Source organism: Cytobacillus sp. FSL W7-1323, assembly GCF_038595015.1.
Taxonomy (GTDB): Bacteria; Bacillota; Bacilli; order Bacillales; family Cytobacillaceae; genus Cytobacillus; species Cytobacillus kochii.
Window position 1 is genome coordinate 3,777,723 of record NZ_CP151998.1, and the last position, 23,094, is coordinate 3,800,816.

The 23,094-nt window shown below is 36.7% G+C and carries 24 protein-coding genes and 1 riboswitch; of the genes, 5 read left to right on the forward strand and 19 right to left on the reverse strand.

The genetic code is table 11. The annotated features are described in order from the left end of the window. Positions 1-23: 23 nt before the first annotated feature. The 4 genes from MKX67_RS19180 to yutH all read right to left on the reverse strand — a co-directional run bounded on the left by MKX67_RS19180 (position 24) and on the right by yutH (position 4,485). Entirely contained in the window at positions 24-1,355 is a 1,332-nt protein-coding gene (locus MKX67_RS19180) for a PepSY domain-containing protein (protein ID WP_342488596.1), read from the reverse strand. Positions 1,356-1,385: 30 nt separating this feature from the next. Beyond that, positions 1,386-1,955 (reverse strand): DeoR family transcriptional regulator, encoded by a 570-nt coding sequence (locus MKX67_RS19185; protein WP_251163567.1) that lies wholly within the window; start codon positions 1,953-1,955, stop codon positions 1,386-1,388. Positions 1,956-2,246: 291 nt separating this feature from the next. Then, a complete protein-coding gene (locus tag MKX67_RS19190) occupies positions 2,247-3,212 on the reverse strand; it encodes a D-glycerate dehydrogenase (protein ID WP_342488598.1) in 966 nt (321 codons plus the stop codon). Positions 3,213-3,465: 253 nt separating this feature from the next. Further along, positions 3,466-4,485 (reverse strand): spore coat putative kinase YutH, encoded by a 1,020-nt coding sequence (gene yutH / locus MKX67_RS19195; protein WP_224938073.1) that lies wholly within the window; start codon positions 4,483-4,485, stop codon positions 3,466-3,468. 185 nt (positions 4,486-4,670) lie between these two features. Between yutH and MKX67_RS19200 the strand changes: the two genes are divergently transcribed. Then, positions 4,671-5,171 (forward strand): phosphatidylglycerophosphatase A, encoded by a 501-nt coding sequence (locus tag MKX67_RS19200; protein WP_341108265.1) that lies wholly within the window; start codon positions 4,671-4,673, stop codon positions 5,169-5,171. A gap of 211 nt (positions 5,172-5,382) precedes the next feature. Here the strand turns inward: MKX67_RS19200 and MKX67_RS19205 are convergent, their stop codons facing one another. Next, positions 5,383-6,150, reverse strand: coding sequence for a TIGR01457 family HAD-type hydrolase (locus MKX67_RS19205; RefSeq protein WP_224938074.1), 768 nt, complete (start codon positions 6,148-6,150; stop codon positions 5,383-5,385). A gap of 11 nt (positions 6,151-6,161) precedes the next feature. Continuing rightward, on the reverse strand, positions 6,162-6,599 hold the full coding sequence (locus MKX67_RS19210; protein WP_095373609.1) for a DUF86 domain-containing protein: 438 nt from the start codon (positions 6,597-6,599) through the stop codon (positions 6,162-6,164). A 160-nt stretch (positions 6,600-6,759) separates the two neighbouring features. On the opposite strand from MKX67_RS19210, the gene MKX67_RS19215 reads away from it, so the two are divergent. Together MKX67_RS19215 and MKX67_RS19220 are read left to right on the forward strand one after the other, a co-directional pair. Then, a complete protein-coding gene (locus MKX67_RS19215; protein ID WP_095372016.1) occupies positions 6,760-7,026 on the forward strand; it encodes a DUF3055 domain-containing protein in 267 nt (88 codons plus the stop codon). Between the two features lie 92 nt (positions 7,027-7,118). Further along, positions 7,119-7,376, forward strand: coding sequence for a hypothetical protein (locus MKX67_RS19220; protein ID WP_251163570.1), 258 nt, complete (start codon positions 7,119-7,121; stop codon positions 7,374-7,376). A gap of 44 nt (positions 7,377-7,420) precedes the next feature. On the opposite strand, the gene MKX67_RS19225 is transcribed toward MKX67_RS19220, so the two are convergent. Beyond that, complete coding sequence (locus tag MKX67_RS19225) at positions 7,421-7,696, reverse strand: YutD family protein (RefSeq protein ID WP_095372014.1); 276 nt, start codon at positions 7,694-7,696, stop codon at positions 7,421-7,423. Between the two features lie 158 nt (positions 7,697-7,854). Between MKX67_RS19225 and MKX67_RS19230 the strand changes: the two genes are divergently transcribed. Further along, entirely contained in the window at positions 7,855-8,439 is a 585-nt protein-coding gene (locus tag MKX67_RS19230) for a YhcN/YlaJ family sporulation lipoprotein (RefSeq protein ID WP_224938076.1), read from the forward strand. A gap of 55 nt (positions 8,440-8,494) precedes the next feature. On the opposite strand, the gene lipA is transcribed toward MKX67_RS19230, so the two are convergent. Beyond that, positions 8,495-9,415, reverse strand: coding sequence for a lipoyl synthase (gene lipA / locus MKX67_RS19235; RefSeq protein WP_224938077.1), 921 nt, complete (start codon positions 9,413-9,415; stop codon positions 8,495-8,497). A gap of 251 nt (positions 9,416-9,666) precedes the next feature. Between lipA and MKX67_RS19240 the strand changes: the two genes are divergently transcribed. Further along, complete coding sequence (locus MKX67_RS19240; protein ID WP_342489294.1) at positions 9,667-10,599, forward strand: M23 family metallopeptidase; 933 nt, start codon at positions 9,667-9,669, stop codon at positions 10,597-10,599. A 108-nt stretch (positions 10,600-10,707) separates the two neighbouring features. On the opposite strand, the gene MKX67_RS19245 is transcribed toward MKX67_RS19240, so the two are convergent. The 11 genes from MKX67_RS19245 to MKX67_RS19295 form a co-directional block, all read right to left on the reverse strand. After that, a complete protein-coding gene (locus MKX67_RS19245) occupies positions 10,708-11,412 on the reverse strand; it encodes an ABC transporter ATP-binding protein (RefSeq protein WP_095372011.1) in 705 nt (234 codons plus the stop codon). Beyond that, complete coding sequence (locus MKX67_RS19250) at positions 11,399-12,190, reverse strand: ABC transporter ATP-binding protein (protein ID WP_095372010.1); 792 nt, start codon at positions 12,188-12,190, stop codon at positions 11,399-11,401. The genes MKX67_RS19245 and MKX67_RS19250 overlap by 14 nt, the downstream gene beginning before the upstream one ends. A 1-nt stretch (position 12,191) precedes the next feature. Further along, positions 12,192-13,133, reverse strand: a complete 942-nt coding sequence (locus tag MKX67_RS19255; RefSeq protein WP_224938079.1) for a branched-chain amino acid ABC transporter permease — start codon at positions 13,131-13,133, stop codon at positions 12,192-12,194. A 5-nt stretch (positions 13,134-13,138) separates the two neighbouring features. After that, a complete protein-coding gene (locus MKX67_RS19260; RefSeq protein ID WP_224938080.1) occupies positions 13,139-14,014 on the reverse strand; it encodes a branched-chain amino acid ABC transporter permease in 876 nt (291 codons plus the stop codon). A 241-nt stretch (positions 14,015-14,255) separates the two neighbouring features. Then, complete coding sequence (locus MKX67_RS19265) at positions 14,256-15,443, reverse strand: ABC transporter substrate-binding protein (RefSeq protein WP_342488600.1); 1,188 nt, start codon at positions 15,441-15,443, stop codon at positions 14,256-14,258. 478 nt (positions 15,444-15,921) lie between these two features. Next, positions 15,922-17,493: a Na+/H+ antiporter NhaC family protein gene (locus tag MKX67_RS19270; RefSeq protein WP_342488601.1), complete on the reverse strand. Its 1,572-nt coding sequence runs from the start codon at positions 17,491-17,493 to the stop codon at positions 15,922-15,924. 172 nt (positions 17,494-17,665) lie between these two features. Next, positions 17,666-17,850, reverse strand: a riboswitch (Lysine riboswitch). Positions 17,851-17,974: 124 nt separating this feature from the next. Continuing rightward, positions 17,975-18,277: a DUF1805 domain-containing protein gene (locus tag MKX67_RS19275; RefSeq protein WP_095372006.1), complete on the reverse strand. Its 303-nt coding sequence runs from the start codon at positions 18,275-18,277 to the stop codon at positions 17,975-17,977. A gap of 61 nt (positions 18,278-18,338) precedes the next feature. After that, positions 18,339-19,184 carry a DUF72 domain-containing protein gene (locus MKX67_RS19280; RefSeq protein ID WP_342488602.1) on the reverse strand — a complete coding sequence of 282 codons (846 nt, stop codon included), beginning with the start codon at positions 19,182-19,184 and terminating at the stop codon, positions 18,339-18,341. Between the two features lie 322 nt (positions 19,185-19,506). Next, positions 19,507-21,492, reverse strand: coding sequence for an iron ABC transporter permease (locus MKX67_RS19285; RefSeq protein ID WP_307318385.1), 1,986 nt, complete (start codon positions 21,490-21,492; stop codon positions 19,507-19,509). 4 nt (positions 21,493-21,496) lie between these two features. Continuing rightward, positions 21,497-22,465: an iron-siderophore ABC transporter substrate-binding protein gene (locus MKX67_RS19290; RefSeq protein ID WP_342488603.1), complete on the reverse strand. Its 969-nt coding sequence runs from the start codon at positions 22,463-22,465 to the stop codon at positions 21,497-21,499. A 355-nt stretch (positions 22,466-22,820) separates the two neighbouring features. After that, entirely contained in the window at positions 22,821-22,967 is a 147-nt protein-coding gene (locus MKX67_RS19295; protein ID WP_157733904.1) for a lmo0937 family membrane protein, read from the reverse strand. Positions 22,968-23,094: the final 127 nt, after the last annotated feature.

The window sequence follows — 23,094 nt, forward strand, 5'->3', positions numbered from 1 at the left end:
AAAACTGAAAATGTCTTCATCGCTTATTCTTTATTTTTTTTCACAAAACTAACTATACATTCAATAAGTGCCACGATAATGAGGGATATACCAAATAAAGGCATCAGTATACCTAAAAGGACCATTAACATTATAAAACCAATGGATATCCCTTTAAAATTTTTCGGTGGTGCAGAAAACTTGTCTTTTTTCTTCCGCGAAAGCCATGTTTTAAAACCCCAAAAAATAACAAAAAGAAAAGCAAGACAAACTACTAAGTTTAAAACCTTATTTGGCCAGCCAAATAAATGACCTTCATGTAATGGAATCCCCCATGTAAACCATTTTTGTAAAAGATTATAATCCTCATAATTAACAGCGGCGATATATTCACCGGAATATTGGTCAAAGTAAGTAGTCATTTCTTCTGACGGACTCACATCCAAACCCGTTACACCGGAATTACTTCCTTTAGAAACAATATAAACACCGTCATCAGCAGAAGGGTAAACAATAGAATAAGGTTTACTAATATTTTCACTTTCCACTTCATCTATTAGTTGCCCTACTGAAATCATAAACTCATTATGTTCTCTCTGACCTGATCCTCCGTGATGATGGGCATGAGGATCATCAGATGCTGGGGTTTCCTCTTGCCTTGTCGCCCATGGGATCTCATTAATATCAGATGTTGGTGGATTTAATTCCAGTTCAGGTGCATTATTACTGGCAGTTGTATAGATTATATTCCCCATAACCGCAGACCACGGTAAGCCCGTGAAAATAATAACTACCATTGGAATGGTAATGATTACACCTATAAGCGCATGTAATTTTTTATTACGAAAGTTCTTAGAACCACTTGCTTTTCTCGTTAAGATCTTCCCTTTAAAAGTCATATACAACCCACTGATTAGTAGAAAGATGGCCCAACAGGCCGCTAGTTCAACTAAATAATTGACCGGTGTTCCTCCTACAAATAGGGAGCTATGTATGCTACGCATCACATTTGAGTATGTATTGGCTGCATCCTGACTCCCAACAATTTGGTTTTGTTCATCAAGGAAAACATACTTTTGTTCCCCAGCCTCATCTGTTAAAGTTAAACGAGTATTATATGGCTCCTCCATGATACTAATCTTTGTAACAGCAAAGCCATGAAAGTCTTTTTCAACTTTCTCCATTCCTTCGTCTATCGTTAATTGTTCACTGTTTTCACTATCTCCAAAGAATAAATCATCATATAATTGATTTTCGACTTCTGGAAAAAACAAATAACCAATTCCTGAAAGAGTTAATGTAATAAGTAAGGGAGCAATAAAAATCCCCGCAAAAAAATGCCATCTCCAAAAACGATTATAAAATCCCTTTTTCATCTTGTATTCTCCTACTCTATAATCATAAAATTAGTTCGAATGACAACAGCCACCAGACATTTGCTTCACAATTTCTTTTATCGCTTCTTCAAACGGTAAGATTTCTCCGCCAAACCCTTGTTGGAATTGTTTGGCATGTTTATAAGAATTGAAACAAATCACTTGAGGGTGGCAGCAATTTAAATCAAGGTCAGCATTAATTAAATACAATGCTGCTTTTGCGCTCATCGTCGTATCTTTTAAGAAGTCTCTACAAATAATTTGTGTCACATCTTCCTTAATATCTTCATAACGTAATAATCCACAATGAGGACAACATGTTTGCTCAATCACATCATTCTCTCTGATGATTTGCACTGATAATCTTGCTTGCAATGGTTTCAAACAATAAGTACATTGGTTCTCTTTCATTAAATTTCTTGGAATGAGTGCAATCCCGTTAGATGTTTTAATGATTTTATCCTGTTTCAATAATGGCTTTATATCTCTATAAACTGTCATTTCTGATACGCCTAGTCTCTTACTAATTGTCGAAACTTTTAATGATCCTTCTTTCTCTAGCCAATCTATCATTTTTTCTCTTCTTTCAATTGGCAACATGAAATCCCTCCTCAAAAATATTTATGTTAGTAAAAGTGAATTCATAACGAATAATAACATAAAATCACATTTTTTTATTCGTTACTCTAAACAATTACTAAAAGGTTTGCTATCTATACACACTCTCTTCATATATATTGGTTTTTTTTCACATTTCAAAAAACACCATGATGAAAAAGAAATATACTTGTGGATTATTTTTAAGGAGCATAAAGATAAATGAAATGTCAAAAACCCGTGTGCTATAACGCCCACGGGTTTTAACCTACTCGTTTAATTTACAAAGATGGTTTATTGTTTTACTGGTGTAAGTGGAGTCCCATCTGAAAATACTCGGTCAATGTTCTGTACGCATAATTCCATCATTTTATATCTTGTTTCAGTTGTTGCACTTCCAATATGAGGCAATGCGACTACTTGTTTTAATTGCAATAGAGGATGATCTCCTGAGATTGGTTCTTCTGCGAACACATCTAATCCAGCTCCCGCAATTTCACCCTCTACTAAGGCAGAGTAGAGGTCATCTTCATTGACTACTGGTCCACGTGAGGCATTAACAAAAATACCTGAAGGTTTCATTTGCTGAAAGACTTCTTTTGTGAAAAGATTTCTTGTTTCATTTGTTAAAGGCGTTAAGCAGACGATAAAATCAGATTGACTGACAAGTTCTTCGAATGATACATACTGGGCATGAAGCTCTTCTTCCGCTCTCTTTTTCCTAGTTCGATTATAATAAAGGATATGCATATCAAATCCTTTTGCACGTTTAGCAACCACCTCACCAATACTCCCCATGCCAACAATTCCAATGGTTTTTCTATGGACGTCATGTCCAGCTAATAGCAGTGGACTCCAGCTTTTCCACTGATTATTTTTCACATATTCTGCCGCTTCAATCATTCTCCTTGCCGTAGCTAATAATAATGAAAAAGTCAGATCAGCTGTTGATTCTGTTAGGACATCAGGTGTATTAGTGATTGTTACATTCGCGCGCTCTGCCGCTTGTATATCTATGTTGTCATAACCAACGGCCATATTGGCCACAACCTTTAATTTCGGGGCATGTTGAAATAATTCCTCATCTACTTTTTCTGATAACATTGTCATTAAGCCTTCTGCATCTTTCACCTTTTCGAGTAACACATGACGAGGGATTACTACATCCTCCTTGTCCCACATCTCAACATCGTATTTTGCTTGTAATGGCTCAATGACCTCATATGGAAGTTTCCTTGTAATAAACAATTTCTTACCCATTCTCTCACCACTTCCCATTTTCTTTTCATTATAGGCAAATTTTTCATTTGGTGGAAGTGATTTTGCTTGGTGAGAAAGCACGATCCAGCTTGAACTTGGCTCGTGCTTATAAAATGGTTGATCTTTAGCTTTAGGTGAAGACTCATCTTAATTAAATTAATTGCTACATTATTGGAATGAAGGTGTGCTTATTTCAGATTTCCCCACACTTTCCAACTTTTTTTCCTGATGAAGGGTACATATATAAATTTATTTATTTCGATTCCAACCATTCAGGCATAGGAATATACCATTGTTTAGATACTTCCTGATGGTTTACGATCTCAAAAAAACGCGATATGAATTGTTCATATTCTGGCGATTGGTGCAAATACTTTTCTAATTTTTCCTTCAGAATATTTCGTTCTTGTTCTGTTTGTGCACCGTAATAGCTTTCGATGCATTCAAAATAATGAAGTGGGAACATCATTCTCGCATAATATAAACGCCATGAAAAACTTGACAATGGACTGATCGATTCATATTCTTCAACAAACTTTCTTACATCTGGTTGATAGGTTTTTATATTCTTGAAGTACTTCTCTCTCGTCCATTCGGCTAAATCTCTTGTGGCATGGTCAAATACCCAATCAAAAGGGTTTTTCACATAATATTGTTCTCCCCATGTACGATTAGAAAATCTTTCATGGCAGACAGTGCCAGTATCAGTCATCATCGGTTCATCATCAAATTCCGTATCAACAATATATTGAATCGCATTTTCAGCCATTCCCATGTAATAAGGAAATGATTCTAAAAATAGGCGGTCAAATTCACTTTCTCCATCAAATTGAAATACCATATCATTCCATACCTTTTCCATTTGATCGAGTCTTGTTTCCCACAGTGTTTTCCATTGACCGATTCGACTTGTTTGTTCCACTGCAAAATTAACCGTTCTCCCTCGAAAGTGGAATTTTGCCAACTTCCTGCCGAAATGTCCTTCTTTTCTTGGCTGTAAACGTTGATTACTTAAAACTGCATATCTCGCTTCCTCCCACTCAGTATAAGGCTTTCCTTCTGTTGTTTTTTTAAATCCAGCAATATTCTTATCCCCACTCATTCTTAAATGCTCTGCAATTTGATCCAGTTCAGTGAGCGCCTCTTCTTTTAAATGATTAGCAGGGACTAATATATACACTTCATTTTGTGATTTACAAGCATTATAATGATCAAATCGAAACTCTTCTTCCGCCTGAATATTATATTTTTCCTTGAGTAAACGTCTTAACATTCGTCATAACCCCCTTTAATCAAGCTAAATAGATGCATTTTATTCAAATATATGAAAAAATAGCTAAAACTTGTTGATTTATTTTTAGGGGATATGATGGTTTGAAAGTTCGCAAGCTATCATTACTATCATATAGTAGTAAAGAGCAGCAGAAAGCGAATAAAATTATAGAAAAAGGTGAACTCATGAGTGAAGAAAGAGCAATTACTTTAACAGAGAAAACAGCAAGAAAATGGCTCAAAGAACGAGGAGTAGAGATTGTTGATATTGCTGAGTTAGTGTATTTTCTTCAAGAGAAATATCATCAAAACTTGAAAATAGAAACATGTATCGACAATGTAGAAAGAGTATTATCCAAACGGGAAGTACAAAACGCCATTCTCACCGGTATTCAATTAGATATGCTTGCAGAAGAAAAGAAATTAATGGAACCACTGCAATCCATTATTGAAACAGATGAAGGATTATATGGTGTTGACGAAGTTTTAGCGCTATCAATTGTAAATGTGTATGGTTCAATCGGAATGACCAATTTTGGTTATGTAGATAAATTAAAACCCGGTATCTTAGGTCCATTAAATGATAAAAACTCTGAAAGATGCCATACTTTTTTAGATGATATTGTTGGTGCCATTGCTGCTGCGGCTTCTAGTCGCCTTGCTCACCGTGCGCATCATGTGGAATAGATAGAAGAAAAATAGTAGGACATCACTTTATAGTGAGCCTGCTATTTTTATTTTACTCGCCTTTATATTACAGAGTTTTAGATAAATTTGTTGTTATAAAAAGCGTTCATGTTCACTCGCATGAATGTCTATAATCGTCTTCGCAGTCAACATCTATTCCAACAATATAAAAAACAGCAAGTACATCTTTCGTACTGCTGTTCTTCATTTCTTATAAGTAATCCCACTGATTTAGTGTATCCACAACAAAGGTTGGTTGCTTGTCGTAGCCTTTTAAAAGTTCCTTCGTTGTTACGCCTGTATGAACCAATAATGTGTCTAAACCAGCATTCATTCCTGCCTTGATATCTGTATCATAGTTATCTCCAACCATCAATGTATGAGCTTTATCTGTGCCTAAAACTTTTAACGCTTGCTCCATAATGATCGCTTCTGGCTTGCCAATAAAAGTTGGGATAGTTTGCGTCGATACACTAATGACTGAGGTTAATGAGCCATTGCCAGGTAAAAGTCCTCTTTCAGTTGGAATGGCAATATCACCGTTTGTAGAGATAAAGGTAGCTCCATTTCTTACAGCCAAACAAGCTGTTGCAAGTTTCTCGTAGTTGATGTCACGATCGATTCCTGAAACAACATAATCGGCGTGCTCCCCTGCAAAGTGAAAGCCCTTTTCTTCTAATGCCTGTCTAATCCCTTCTTCTCCGATCACAAATATAGACGCTTCGGGACTTCTTTGAAAAATATAATTCGCCGTTGCCATACTAGTTGTAAATACTTTATCTTCAGTCGCCTCAATGCCAAAATTTTGAAGTTTTTCAGCAACTTGTTTTGGTGTTCTAGATGAATTGTTTGTGACAAAAAGGTAGGGAATGCCTCTTTCTTTTAACCCTTGAATAAAGGAAACGGCTTCATGAATTAATTGTTTTCCTTTGTACATCGTCCCATCTAAATCAATTAAATAACCTTTATATTTTGTCATTTACTTTCCCCCTAATTTCTAAAAGCTGATACAGGACCAAGTTCTTTCATTAAATAGTCTCTAACAGCTGTAGGGAATTTTTTTAATTGAGCTAATTCTAATTGGAAGCTCTTGTTTAATTCATCATGTTGAATGCCTGTATAACTTTGCACTAATGGCTTACGGTAAGCAATAACCTTTTTATAGCTGATAGCCATTTCATGGTCAATGACTTTTTCATCTTCCAGAATATCAATAATATCTTCATAACTACCTGGGTCTCTCATAATAAAGCCATCAATCATTGCATTACCTACATCTAAGACCGCCTCAATAACCATATGGCTCAGTCTTTCAAGCGCAAGTTTCTCTATATCCGAATGAAGTGCTGTATGTTTCCCTAATAGTGATAGTTGTTTTTCCAAATAAACGAGGATTTCCTCAATTTTTTCTCGATCAACAAAATACATGTCCCTCACCTTTCTCATCCCATACTTCCTATCTATTGTATCTCATTCATAACAATGAAGAAAGTTCTCCCTTATGTGAGTATAAAATCAATTTCCTGTCTGCTAAGATTTTGTTATGATAAATGTAGCATGGATAGTTAGAAAGGGGTCTATACGTTAAATGACCGAAAGATTCTTTTTATATGATGATTTAGAAGATACAAAAACACGCTTTGTTAGTTTTATGGGTGAAAATCAACGCTTTGATTTAGCGCTTGTTCGTTCAGATCGGTATTATGGAAAACAACTTGTTCTTGATATTCAAGGAAGTCGTTTTGCTATTATTGGTACCGATGACCTTGAAGAAGAGGGTTATTTAGAACATGCTTTTCAATTGGAGAGCGAAGATGCAGAAGAGTTAAGAGCCTTTTTATATGAGGTCATTTAACCGATTGGATAATATTGATTGCTCCTGCAAATAGTATAAATGGGAGCGTAGCAAGGCTCTCATTTTTTCTCATATTATTAGGAGTGATATCAATGGATCAAAAAAAGAATTACTCGGATTTTGACAATGTTGAATCACAAAAGGAAAACCTCGCAGTGGAAGATTTACCTGAGGGCCCGTATGGTGCACCAAGAGGGAAGCATACACCTGTTGAGAACAAAAGTTCAGAGTGGGAAGAAGGTCAACACCAATCTAGTGCATTTGTTTATGAAAATCGGGAACTTCATGCTGACATTCCTAGAGAAATGCCTGGAGCACACGATCCCCATTCAGAAGCTTCAGATGAGTAATTTTAACAGAAAAAAAGCTGGACGAATAATTCGTTCAGCTTTTTCTATTGCTTCACTCTTTTTACAACGAAATAAGGACAACCAAAATTACAATATTCGTATAAATACTCTGTCAAAGTGCTAATTTTCGTATCATACGTCGCTTTTTGATTCTGATCGTCAAAAAAACCTCTAAGTCTTAGTTGGCCGTATCCCCAGTCACCTACAATATAATCATAACGATTTAATATTTCACTATATCGACCCCGAAAAGCTTCTTCATTAAATCCGTCTCTAATATCTTCAATTACTTCATAACATGCGTTTTGTATACAAACCAATTGATCTCACCTCTTTTTCATTGGCTCACTAATTAAATTATAAAGAAAGTTAACGTCTATGTACAATAGTCCTATTTTAAATTATAACTGATTCACCATCAATTACTAAGGAAAAAAACGAAAGAATCGGAAAAGATATTGTTAAGGGGGTGTTTCTGATGAAAAAAATGATAATGTTCATCGGGATATCCAGTATGGTTGCTCTCACTGGATGTCAAGCAGCCGATCATTCCGCTAAAGGTGATATTTATCCCGAAAGTGGCAATACGGTTAATGTGAATGATCAGCGAACAGATATTTACAATACTAGTCAGCAAAGTAGTGAAGATTTCGGATACGTTCGTCATCAAAAAAGTCCTATTTATGGAGAAAAGGTATCCAATGAACATTATGCTGCCATTAATCGTGAAAAAGTGGCTGATATTATCGGAAAATATTGTACTGAACTTCCAAATGTGGATGATGTGTCTACATTAGTGACAGACAATGAAGTGTTAATTGTTTACAATACGGATTCAGATAATCGTGAATCAACTGCTACACAAGTAGAAAAAATGGCAGAATCAGTTGTTCCCGGATGGTTTGATATTTATACGACTGACAATACCAATCTCCGCAAAGAAATAGAAAGTTATTCTACGATGGATGCAGATAGTGAGCACACCCATTATGGTATTGATCAATTAACGAGCCAAATGAAAAAAGCCGATATTAACAAGTCTGAAAAGATGTCAAATAAGTAACGCTGTGAAATATCAAAAGAGGATTAGCTCCTTTAGCTAATCCCCTTTCTTGTGTTTACGCTTCTTTCGCGTCTACTTCACCCATTTGTTGTCTTTGCTTAGCTGCTGCATTTACTTGTTCATCTGCATGATAGGAAGAACGAACCATTGGACCTGCTTCACAATGGCTAAACCCTTTGGACATTGCAATTTCCCTTAATTCATTAAACTCATCTGGATGATAATATTTTACAACTTTTATATGTTTTTTAGATGGTTGTAGATATTGACCAATCGTCATAATATCTACGTCATGCGCTCGCAAATCATCCATCGTTTGAATGATTTCTTCTTTTGTTTCCCCTAGCCCCACCATTAAACTTGATTTGGTTGGAATTTCAGGTTGCATTTCTTTAGAACGTTGTAAAAATTCAAGTGATCGTTTATATGTAGCACGCGCTCTTACTCTTGGCGTCAGTCTTTCTACTGTTTCAATATTATGGTTTAAGATATCTGGTTTTGCATCCATTACTGTTTTAAGATTTTCATATACCCCGCCCATATCAGAAGGTAAAACCTCTACAGTTGTAAATGGACTTTTTCTTCTAATGGCACGAATCGTTTCCGCTAAAATAGCTGATCCACCATCTTTTAAATCATCTCGCGCAACCACTGTAATAACTGCATGTTTTAAATTCATTAAAGCGACAGAATCAGCTACGCGTTCTGGTTCTTCCCAATCAAGCTCAGTTGGCAGTCCTGTTTTGACCGCACAAAAACGACAGGCTCTTGTACAAACAGAACCTAAGATCATAAATGTTGCTGTCCTTCTTACCGCCCAACATTCATGAATATTTGGGCATTTTGCCTCTTCACATACAGTATGAAGATTCTTTTCTCTCATCATTTTCTTTAATCCGGTGTAGTTTTTATTAGTGTTTAACTTTATTTTCAACCAATCCGGCTTACGTAAATGTTCATCTTTCTTAGTCGTCATTCTTCTTCACTCCATCCCAGAATTTCAAAAAGACGCTTTTTTTATCATCATTTTTATCTAGAGAGTCTTACAGAAGCAACTTTAACACATGGAAGTAGATAGAACAACCTCGTTCATTAAAAACCTTCCAATATTTTATATTTATCGTTTTTCTATTTTATCACAAACTATAACAGTAATTAGAAGAGAAGGGAGGTTTATTGGTGCGAGTTTTCACATTACTTATCACCTTAACAACGGTCTTATCCTTTATGCAACCAGAAACGGCAGCAGCCTCCGAATTAGATGATATTTACGCAAAAAGAATGGCGCTTTATGAAAGAATTGAAACAGTCACGACCATTCCTTGGTATTATCTTGCTGCCATCGATCAATATGAAAGAAATGTAAGACAATCAAGACGAGACTTACCTAAAGCTGAAGGGATTACTGGCATTTACTTTAAACCGGAGGAATGGGTTGGTTTCACAAACCCAAACATAAATGACGAAGATCCAAAGACGATAGAGTTCTTTAATGGTATTGGCTTTGATGGTGATGGTGACGGAAAAGCAAGTTTAGATAGTGATGACGATGTATTGTACGCATTTGCTAACTTTCTACTTCGTTATGGTACGGATTATGAGAACATTAAAATTGGTATTTGGAACTATTATAAACGTGATAAATCGGTCAGAATTATTATGGGAAAGGCAAAGCTTTATCAAAACTATGGGAGACTTAACTTAGATGAACATGTTTTTCCTGTCCCGATTGGTACTCATTATAGCTATCGTAGTACATGGGGAAGTGCGAGAGGTTGGGGTGGTAGAAGAATCCATGAAGGAACAGATATTTTTGCTGATTACGGATTACCAGTTAGAGCTACCAGCTATGGTATTGTCGAAATGAAAGGCTGGAATAAATATGGTGGTTGGCGAATTGGTATTCGCGATATCAACAATAACTATCACTATTACGCTCACCTAAGCGGATTTTCTGATGATTTAAAAGTTGGTCAAATTGTTGAACCTGGCAAAGTCATTGGTGGTGTCGGTAGTTCTGGCTATGGACCAAAAGGGACTTCGGGAAAATTCCCTCCACACCTCCATTATGGTATGTATAAGGATAATGGCTATACTGAATGGTCGTACGATCCATACCCTCATTTGAATCTTTGGGAAAAACAAGAAAGAGCAAAGTAAACGAGGAATAGATGACGCCTTCTTGTTAGAAGCGGCATCTAACTCCTCGCTTTTTGAATTTCGCTTGAGCAATGATCCATTACCCAATATTTTGTTAACGGGTTCTTTTTATCCGCCTAAATAAGCCATACGGATTTCATCACTTTCTTGTAAATCTTTTGCTGATCCGGTGAGCACTACTTTTCCAGTTTCAAGGACATACCCTCTTTTCGCAATAGAGAGGGCCATATGCGCATTTTGTTCAACAAGTAAAATCGTTGTTCCATTTGTTTCATTAATTTCTTCTATAATACTGAAGATGGTCTTAACCATAATTGGGGCAAGGCCCATGGATGGTTCATCTAACAAAAGCAACTTAGGTCTAGCCATAATGGCTCTGCCCATCGCTAACATTTGTTGTTCTCCGCCTGATAAAGTTCCGGAAAGCTGTCCTTTTCTTTCGAATAATCGCGGGAAAAGTTCATAGACTTTCTGGATATCTTTTTGTACTTCTTTATCTTTTCTCACAAAAGCGCCTAGTTCTAAATTTTCTTCTACAGTCATATTCGAGAACACGCGTCTTCCCTCTGGTACATGCGATATCCCAGCCTTTACAATCGTTTGTGCTTGTTTACCAACAATCGATTGATTCTCATATTGAATCACGCCTTGCTTCGGCTTTAATAATCCTGATAACGTTTTTAATAGCGTGCTTTTCCCTGCTCCGTTTGCACCAATTAAAGTGACAATCTCTCCTTCTAATACCTCTAACGAGACGCCCTTTAATGCATGAATATTCCCATAGTAAACATCTATTCCATCAACCTTGAGCATCCGAAGAAACCTCCTCTCCGAGATAAGCCTCGATTACTTTTGGGTTACTTCTAATTTCTTCTGGCAACCCTTCGGCAATTAATTGCCCATGGTCAAGCACATAAATTCTTTCACATATCCCCATAACTAAATTCATATCGTGCTCAATTAAGAGTATTGTTAAATCAAACTTCTCTCTAATAAAGCGAATGAGCTCCATAAGGTCATGTGTTTCTTGTGGGTTCATACCGGCAGCCGGCTCATCTAACAGCAAAAGCTTTGGTCCAGCCGCTAATGCTCTTGCGATTTCTAATCGCCTTTGTTGTCCATATGGCAAGTTTTTAGCTAATTCATCCTTCACATGTTCGAGCTGAAAAATACGTAATAGTTCTATTGATTTGTCTTCCATTTCTTTTTCTCCGTTAAAATGAGAAGGCAACCGGAGAATCGAGCTTAACATCGAATGTTTCGCACGCGAATGATTCGCTACTTTTACATTATCTAACACAGAAAGATCATTGAATAAACGAATATTTTGAAACGTCCTACTGATTCCTTTCCTTGTCACCTGATAGGGAGGGAGTCCGTTTAAACGTACACCTTCTAAGAAAATATCTCCTTCAGTCGGCACGTAGACACCAGTTAATAGGTTGAAGCTGGTCGTTTTCCCTGCTCCGTTTGGACCAATCAAACCGATCAGTTCCCCTTGGTGAATTTCCAAATCGAATCCTGAAACAGCTTTTAAACCGCCAAAAGAAATACCAGCTTGATTGACTTTTAATAATGGTTGATTCTCCATTTTAGCTTCCTCCTTTCACGCTTTTACGTTTAAAGAGGTCCGTAATTTCCTTTGTCCCCAATAAACCTTGCGGACGGTAAAGCATAACTAGAATGAGCACGGCACTATAGATAATCATTCGTGTTTCAGGATAACTTTGTAAAAATGTGGAGATAATCGTTAACAAAATAGCCGAGATAACCGCCCCAGATAGACTGCCTAATCCCCCTAATACGACGAAAATGAGGATATCAAATGATTTCAAAAAACCAAATTGAACGGGTTGAATAATATAAAAATTATGAGCATATAACCCCCCTGCGATTCCTGCGAAAAAAGACCCAATGGCAAATGCCGCTACTTTATAATAGGTCGTATTAATACCCATCGCATCGGCAGCGATTTCATTTTCTCTAATCGATATACATGCGCGACCATGCCTTGAATTTGTAAAATTCACAATCACTAATACGGTAATAAATAAGCAGATGAAGGCCGAAGTCCAAGTTGTCATCTTTGTGACCTGCATACCTGCTGCTCCACCTACTGCATCAATATTTAAGAAAATGATGCGGATAATCTCTGCAAATCCTAATGTTGCAATCGCTAAATAATCACCACGTAACCTTAAAGAAGGTATCCCAACAATTAAGCCAGTTAAAGCGGCAACAATCCCACCAATAATAAGTGCAATAGGAAATGGAAGTGAAAGTTTCATCGTTACAATTGCTGAAATGTAAGCCCCAACAGCTAAAAAACCAGCATGTCCGATTGAAAATTGTCCTGTAATGCCAATAACTAAATGTAAACTGACGGCCAAAATAATATTAATACAAATATAAACAAGTGTATTCACATGATAATTATTAATCATTCCAGTATTTGCAGCCATCTGAACTGCAAAATAAACAATAATGGAGAGAATAACAAACAACCAGAAACCTTTGATCTTCTTCGTATTCATCCTTTTTACACCTTCTCTCTTGCATTTTTACCAAAGATACCTGATGGCTTGAATAAAAGGATTAAAATGAGAATGACAAATGCTGCCGCGTCTCTCCATAAAGAGTAACCAAGGCCACTAACAACCGTTTCAACTACGCCTAACACAAGGCCACCAACCATCGCTCCAGGAATAATACCGATGCCACCTAGTACAGCTGCAACAAAAGCCTTTAATCCTGGAATCACGCCCATTAACGGTTCTATTTTTGTATAATACACACCAAAGAAAACACCTGCTGCCCCGGCCAAGGAAGAGCCAATAGCAAATGTGGCGGAAATGGTTGTGTTTACATTAATCCCCATCAACCTTGCAGCATCCATATCATGTGACACAGCCCGCATTGCTTTACCGATTTTGGTTTTATGAACAATAAATTGTAGAACGATCATTAGCACAATCGAAGTGCCTAAAATCATAAGTGATTGACTACTGATTTGTGCACCCAAAATATTATAGGTTTGATTGCTAATGACTTCAGGATAAGCTTCTGGTTGTGCACCTCTAAAGTAAATAAATAAATACTGTATAAATAAAGAAATCCCTATCGCTGTAATGAGGGCAGCAATTCGCGTAGAACCTCTCAACCTTCGATATGCTACTCGCTCAATTAACATACCCATCCCTGCACAGACAGCCATTGCAATAATTAAGGCAGGAAAGAATCCTAACCCCCATCCAGCAATCGCATAAAAACCAACAAACGCCCCAATCATAAATACTTCACCGTGGGCAAAGTTAATCAATTTGATAATTCCATAAACCATTGTATAGCCTAAAGCAATCAGTGCATAAATACTTCCTAACGATATCCCATTTACTAACTGTTGAATCCAATCCATGAATCCCCACTCCTCTTCAAATAACCCGAATAGCTTCAGATAGAGAGTGACAGCTAGCGAAAACGCTATGCTGAATATCTCCTCATAAGGTAATAATTGACACGCTAATTTCAAAAAACCATTGCTCCTGAGCAATCTTGGACTATGAGATTATTAGCTATCACATCAGGAATTACCCTTTCATATCTGATAAAAAAAATGGAAGGCCCACTCGCTCCTCCCATTTTAATACAGCCTCATTTTAAGGATTTACTTTCGTTTTGAAGACTTGCTCCCCATCCTTATATTCCAATACAGTAGCTGATTTAATTGGGTTATGATCTTCATCAACTGAAATGATACCCGTTACAAGAGTTAAATCTTTCGTCTCAGCTAAGGCATCTTTGATTTTCTTCGCATCACTTGTACTTTCGGCACGCTCCATGGCATCTTTCAACATATATACAGAGTCATAACCTAATGCATTAAAAGCATCTGGTGATGAACCATTATATTTTTCACCAAACTTTGTTACAAAGGATTGAATCGTCTCGTCTGGATCACCCGAAGAATAATGGTTTGTTATAAACGTATTATTTAAGGAATCCCCTCCGGCTAATTCAACTAGCTTTGGTGAATCCCAACCGTCAGCACCCATTAGCGGTACGTCAATACCCATTTCTCGTCCTTGTTTGACAATAAGTCCTACTTCTTCATAATAACCAGGGATAAAAATAAATTCGGGATTAGCTGATTTAATTCTTGTAAGTGTGGACCTGAAATCAGTATCCTTCGCCACATACGATTCTTCGGCTACTATTTTCCCACCTGCTGCTTCGAAAGTTTCTTTAAAGGAAGCTGCTAAACCTTTTGCGTAATCACTTGCGTTATCAGCATAGATAGCTACATTTTTCACTCCTAATTCATTGGCAGCAAAATTCGCTGCTACTGTTCCTTGGAAAGGATCAATAAACGAGGTACGGAATACAAAATCATTTAAGCTTCCATCATCATTCACTGTTACATTTGGACTCGTACCTGAAGGAGAAAGCAATACCGTCTCTGAATTATTAGCCACTTGTGCTTGAGCAACTGTGTTACCACTTGTAGCAGACCCAATAATAGCTACGACATCATCATTTTCCGTTAATTTAATAGCTGCATTGGTTGCTTCTGCTGCATCCGATTTATTATCTACTTTTACAATTTCTATCTCTTTACCGTCGATTCCACCATCTTTATTAATTTCATCCACAGCCAATTCGATTCCTTCAGCAATTCCTTCACCATATGAGGCAACTGCACCAGAAAGTTCTAGGTTGGCACCTATCTTGACAGTATCACCAGACTCACCACCACCTGCACTATCACTACCACAGCCAGCAAGGAAACCTGCAGCTCCTATGGTAGAAGCTAAAAGAACAGCGGTCATTCTCTTTTTAAATAACATAATGATCCCCCTTTTTTTGATTATTCCAACAACTAAGAGCATGGTTCAAATCCCCCATATAAACCCCACAAGAAAAGATACCACACAAAAAAAGTAGACTAAAATAACCAAAATGTAATATTTTTCTGATAATTGCTATAAATCTAAAAATAGTATAGTATCATTTTATTCATCTGTCAAAACAATCTTTGTGAATAATATTAATATTTAGAAATCTATTAATAGTTTAGAGCGTTAAAGGATTTCTCTTTACTATGTTTTGTTTGTAAAACTCTATCATTATATTCATAAAATAATTAATAGTAGATAGGTATAATGTAGTTCAGTTAATTGTTAATAATTAGCAATTAAAATAACTAGCTACTTTTATATAAAGTAAAATAACTTTGCTTATGTAGTGATTTTAGACTTGTAGGATAGAAAAAGAGGAATGAACCGACGAGTTCATTCCTCCTTCCTATATTGTTCAAAAGAACTATTATATCATCTTCTCGGTTTTTGTACCGAACATTTTAACAACAAGGAAAATCCCCGCCATCATAACAATCAAAGCAGCTAATGCAATGATTACACTTCCACTTACACCCAAAATGATATAAGAGATGGCCGCAGCAACAGCTGCTGTAAAGGCATAAGGAAACTGTGTAATGACATGGTCAATCAAATTACTCCCTGCACCTGTGGCGGATAAAATAGAAGTATCAGAAATCGGTGAAGCATGATCTCCGAATACTGCCCCTCCAAGTACAGCTGCCATTGCAGGAATCAGCAGGGATATATCTGTAGCTACAGCAATATCACCAGCTATTGGAAGAAGAATGCCAAATGATCCCCAAGATGTACCTGTACTAAATGCCATAAGTGCCGCAATAATAAATAGGATAACAGGGATAAAATCATGACTCAGATTCGATTGATTAATAACGCTAGCCAAGTATTCCCCTGTACCTAGTTGACTAATCAAATCTCCGAGTAACCAGGCAAAAATTAAGATCAATACTGATCCAAACATAGATTTCATCCCAACCCATGTAGCTTTCAAATAAAAATTACTCGTTAGTTTATCATCTTTCTTTAATACTTGAGCAAATTGTACGTAAGCAACAGCTAAACTCAATAATCCTCCGACAATTAATGATAAGGCCACATCTGTGTTTTCTAATAAGGATACTAACGACACATTCCCCTCTGCACCATTAATGCCTGTCCAAGCCATCATACTCACTGTTCCAATAAATAAAACAATGATTGGCCAAACAAGATGATCAACAGTCCCTTTCGTACTAATAGGTAATTCTTCTTGAACTTCGTCTTTCAACTGTTTCTTCTTATCAAATAGAATTCCTTGTTCAATAGCTTGTTTCTCATGTTTCTTCATCGGACCAAAGTCAATTTGCCCAACAACAATGATAAACACCATTATGATTGCCGCCCACACATAAAAATTTAACGGAATGATTTGCATGAAAGCAGAGAAAGCACTATAATCAGTTATTTTATGAGACACTAAAATCGAGCCAATTAAGGCGATAATTGATGCTCCCCAACTTGATATAGGCGAAATAACACATAAAGGTGCGGATGTTGAATCAATTAAATAAGCAAGCTTTACACGTGATACTTTTTGTCGATCGGTAACAGGTCGAGATACCTGTCCAACTGTTAGCGCATTAAAATAATCATCTATAAACAAAATCATACCTAAAACTACGGTTAATAACTGTGCACCCACTCTCGTTTTCACACGCTTCATTGCCCATTCACCAAAGGCACGACTACCACCCGATAGTGAAATAAATGCAGTAATGCTACCAAGAATAAGTAAGAATAATAGAATGAATATATTCCAAGTATTTAACCCTTCATCTGTTATAAAAAGTGCTATAAACGACGAGAAAAATATTTGTAGCGTATCTAGCGGTTGATATCCTCCAATTATGATAGCTGCTGTTAACGCCCCTAAACCAAGGGAGAGAATCACCCTTTTTGTTAGTATAACCAAAAGCATCGCTACCAAAGGTGGCAGCACAGAAATAAATGTACCTGTCATAAAAAGACCTCCTATTAGTATAGGAGCTATAGACATGAACGAATGCGTCTCATATCAATTAACGATCAGAGAAAGGTATCCTCCACTTTTCTTTGATCCTTAATTGATAATAAAAAAAGAGTAACGATAGAGATTCTATCATTACCCTTCAAGAAGTAACGTTATTCTCCATCACGACTGTAGCTCCCCATTATGGTTAATATACCTCCATAATGACAGTGTTACTCCTATTAAGAGCAACCCCAACAAATAAATATTGACGTACCTATTTGCTTCGGCAAATCTCCCTTTTATCAAAGTTCACTGTTGTCATCCTCACATTGATTACTAATGATGATTTGCGCCTCTACCCCATCGGATTGATAAGGCATTATTCAATTGTTATACATTATATCAAAATATAATTATTTATGCAAAACTCTATCAAAACCTAAAATATTCATAAATTTATTATTTTTAAGATATAGTAGGATACTATAACCTATACCATTCTTAATAGCGCTTCTCTACCGATCATCCCTTTTTTAATGCCTAATTCCTCTGCAGCAAAAGTGACTGATTCAAGTGGTGCATCTATTAGCTGTTGAATCGTTTTTACCCCTACTGCTCTACCAGCAATGACATGGCGATCTTTTAATTTTTCATTTAATAACGCAACGTCTAATGCACCACACATGATATATCCTTTATCATTTGATACGACTAACAAATTAGTTTTTGGCAGCTCAACGGATACAGTCATAAACGTATGACCATCCAAAATAACAGGCTTTAATTCAACCATGACCGTCCCCCCTTCCCTTTAACAATTTATGTTATAGGTAGAGATTCGGTGTACTCATTAGTTAAAATAAACCGAGTTGTTTTGGAGCTAATCCCTCATATTCAATTCCTAATATTTCTAGAATTCCCTTCGCATTATCCGCTGCGTCACCACCAGAATTATTATTAAATAGTACATAGACCTCCTTCGCCTCTTTTTGTAATTGCTTTAATCGCTCTGCCCACTCCAATAATTCCTGGTGATTATAACGGTATAGATAGCGAACTTCACGCCAATTTGGTTGATTTTTATTTTGCCATCCATGAACATTACGACCGTGCAAGCGGACCAGTACAATTGGATTACCGCAAGTATGCATCACAATTGGAACAGACCCCTCCCCTGCTTGTGGTTCATCACAAACGGTATGTATCCATTTCTCTTCCTTGATAAAATTTAAAGTACCTTCTATAAACGCATCTTGATACCAAGACTGATGACGAAATTCAACAGCACATGGTATTTCTCCCATTTGCTGTTTACACCAGCGTAAATATTGCACGTTTTCCTTTTTACAATTAAACCACGGTGGAAATTGAAATAGGACCATCGCTAACTTATTTTCTCTTATATAAGGGGCAAGCGACGCTTTAAAAGCAGCAAACATTTCTTCCTTTGTCTCAAAAGGAATCTCCCCCCTTTGATGCCCCGTCATCCCCTGATAAGCTTTCACAACAAATTTAAATGAAGCAGGCGTTTCCCTCACCCACTTTTCCCCGTTCCTTTCTGGCTGTACGGCATAAAAGGAAGCGTCTACCTCAACTGTTGGAAAATGAGCGCCATATTCTAATAGTTTATCTCGGTTAGATATACGCTCCGTATATAGGCTGTCATGATCTCCCCATCCAGTTAAACCAATCCTAATCATTCCATCACCTCATCTACCAATAATCTTCATACTGATTATTTTACCTAAAGGATATAACCATAAACAAGAAGGGCAATGAAATAAGTGAAAAAGAATCAGTCAAAACAGAAAAGAAGATTCTTAGAACATTTCATTGGCCCATTTTCTTATTTTGTGATTGTTCATCGGTATCGAAAAAGGAACCCTTACACAGTAATAAGGATAAGCATATAGAAAAAGTAACTTATGGAAATGGTATAAATCAAATATTCGTTTTTTACTATGAGTTAAAAAGAAAAAAAATAACCCGAACCATTGTTCAGATTATTTTTTATTAAACAGGTTAACTCGCTTTGATTTTGTTCGTTTTTTTCAATAAATAAAGTAAGTATGGTGCACCAATTAAAGAAACAATTATTCCAGCAGGTATTTCTTTCGGAGCTAAAACGACTCTTCCAAGAAAATCAGCTGAAATAAGTAAAATCCCGCCAATTACTATGGTTAATGGCAGTAATTGTAGTAGCTTCGGACCGACCAGTTGTCTAGCAATATGTGGAGCTAGTAAACCGATAAACCCAATTGCTCCAACCACTGATACACTGATGCTTGACAACATAACAGCTAGTATAATCATAAACATACGCATTTTACTTGTTTTCACACCTAAACCAATGGATAGTTCATCACTCAATGATAAGATCTCGAATGTATTGGCCATATAGAGAATAACCGGAAATAGTAGTAACGATGTTATCATCACAATTACTAGATCACTCCAGCTTGTCCCATAGGTGCTACCAGCAAGCCATGTTAAAGCTTGTGATGCATGAAGGTTCGCACGTACTAATAAAATCTGTATAATAGCAGAACCTACCGCGGATACAGCAACACCCATTAATAATAGAATCATCGGTTGATAACCGCTCCGCGCACTAATAAACAATACAATTCCCATTGTGACAAGTGCACCAATTAATGCACCAATTGGAATAAGGACAAAGGGGGCTTGTGGAAAAACAATGAGAACCAACATCGCCACTACACTTGCACCTGAAGTCACACCTAAAACAGAAGCGTCAGCAAGTGGGTTACGTAAAACAGTCTGCATCATTAAACCGCTAGCCGCCATCATCATACCAATTCCGAAGCTGACAACCACTCGAGGCAAGCGAAAATCCCAAACGAAGGTATTATACATCAATTCTCTTGGCAATTCTAAAAGACTAGTGAAACTTGTTCCCCCAAACGAAAGGCTAAACCCTACTAATCCAAGAACGGCGAGAGATATGAGGACATAAAATCTTTTAACATGCTTAATTCGCACTTTCCCCTCTAATGCTCCTCCAGCAGTTCTCGTTTTCCTACTTATCTTTAAGGCTAAATAGACTAACCAAGGTGCTCCTATAATGGCCGTCATTGCTCCTACAGGTAACTCAGACATACTAGATATCATACGAACAAAGATGTCAGCACATATGAGTAAGCCTGCACCGACCACTATATTTCCTATTAGCATGGATCGATGCTTTCTAAATCCCATTAAACGAACAATATGTGGAGCCATAATACCAACAAAGCCAATTGGGCCTACTACTGTAACAGAGACAGCAGCTAATATAATTGCAATGCCCCAACCTATTAATTTACTTATCATCACATTTTGTCCTAATCCTACAGCTACATCTTCCCCCAACAGTAAAGCGTCAAAACGATGACCTATTATAAAGGCAAAAAGAAGAGTGAAGAGAACCCATGGCAAAGCAAATTGAACGCCACTCCAATCAAGCTGTAACAATGTTCCCGCTCCCCATAAAAATAACCCGGACACTTCATTTTCATATAAAAGCTGCAGGGCACTAGTAAATGAAGAAAACAACATTGTTACTATCAATCCAGTTAATGCGATTCTAATAGGATCCAATGCTCTACCTACTAAAAAACTAACAATTAAAGCTGCTATAATTCCTCCAAGCATCGTCACCAAAAATGGAAAGGCACCCTTTATAGAAGGAAAGAAAATGGAAAAAAGAACAACAAAGAAAAATGCTCCTGCATGAATGCCTAGTGTACTTGCACTTGCGAGTGGGTTTCTTGTCATTGTTTGTAATAACATCCCTGCTACGGCAAGTGCAGCTCCAACTAAACAACCAATTAAAAACCTCGGCATTCTACTATAAAGGAGAAAATTCAGTTCCTGCTCATTATCCCATACTTCCATCCAAAAGCTGAGTAAGCCTGTTGAAGCTTGTCCTTGGCTCAAGTGGATGAGACCAAGAATAATAAACAAGAGCACACATACCGCAAATAATAGAAAGGGTTTAACTCTCATAACATTACTTCACTAATGTCTCTTCAACATGATCAACTAAAGTTTCCATAGAAAGAACACTACCAAACGTCCACACACCTGCGCCTACATCGTACATCAAATCATTTTCTACAAAGTATAAAGAATTCCAAGCTTTGTTTCCTTCTAAATTATTAAATAACGGATCATCTTTTTGTACAGTATGAAGAAATATAGCTTCTTCGTACTTAGATACACCCTCTACATTTGTTGCAATAAAACCACTCGGCTGAGGATCTTGGTCCTGTATTTTATTCGTCAATCCTATACCTTCAAGTGTATGGCTCACCGTTGAGTTTTCTGTAAATAATCGAAAGGTCGGGGCTTGATTCGCAGAATAAGCTTGTGTAAAAACAAATTCATTTGTCTTTAATTGAGCTGCAGATATATTCTCTTTCGCTTCTGCCATTTTTTCCTCTAAATGAGCAACTGCCTCGTCAGCCTCTTGTTCTTTACCTACTAGCTTACCTGTCTGCTTTAATGTATGTAACATGTAAGCATATAAGTCTTTTTGAGCTTCCTCTGTAGAACTATCAAAAATCACTACAGGAGCTATGTTTTCAAGGTCCGCTTTAAACTGTTCTTGATATTCCATACCAATAATCACATCGGGCTCTAACTTTGCTATTTCTTCAATATTTGGTTCTGTTCTTAAACCAATATCCACAACACTATCATCTAATTTAGCGTCAATTGTTACCCACTTATTAAACCCCTCTACATCAGCTACTGCAGCTGGTTGTACACCAACAGCTAATAACTCTTCAGCCACGCTCCATTCAAGAGCAACTACTTTCTCCTGAACTCCTTCAAAGCTGCGTTCACCTGACGCATCTTCAATGACAATCGTTTGATTGCTATTATTCTCTTCTCCACTATTACTCTCTTCTTCCTTTTGCATACAACCAGCTAAAATGAGTACAAATAAAAGCATAATAAAATATAATTTCTTCATTAATCAAAGCTCCATTTCCAAAAAAATTAATTATCACAGCAATCTCATTCAAAGTGAAGAAAATTCCGAAATATTAAAAGCTAATCATTTGAGAATTTAATTTGATTTTAACCTTTCAACAATGATAATCATTCTCATTTTAATGTAAAAAATAGCGTTTGGCAATACACTATTTTTATTGCTCACACTACTATTCATTCTTTAATCATTTTAAATGCTCTTATCTTTAATAAAATCGTATATAATCGATATCATATCTTGAATGAACATTTCTTCAATCAAACGACACAATGAAAACGCCCACCTTCATTAAGGTGGGCGTTCGTTCTTATATTATTTACCCTCAGATGTCCCGTTAAGGTCTACGTCTTCCAGTAATTAATTGGAATAATAAAACGACGAGTGCAATAACTAATAATAGGTGGACAAGTCCTCCTGCGACATCAAAGCTAAATCCCAAAATCCATAAAATAATTAAAATACCGATAATCGTCCAGAGCATTTTACATTGTCCTTTCTGTTGTGTATTTGTTCGATACTCTTACATACCCCAGAAAAAAAACACTTAAACCTACAGAACATTTCTCTATGTTTAGAATATATGAGAGGAAGGGAAAATACAGAATAGA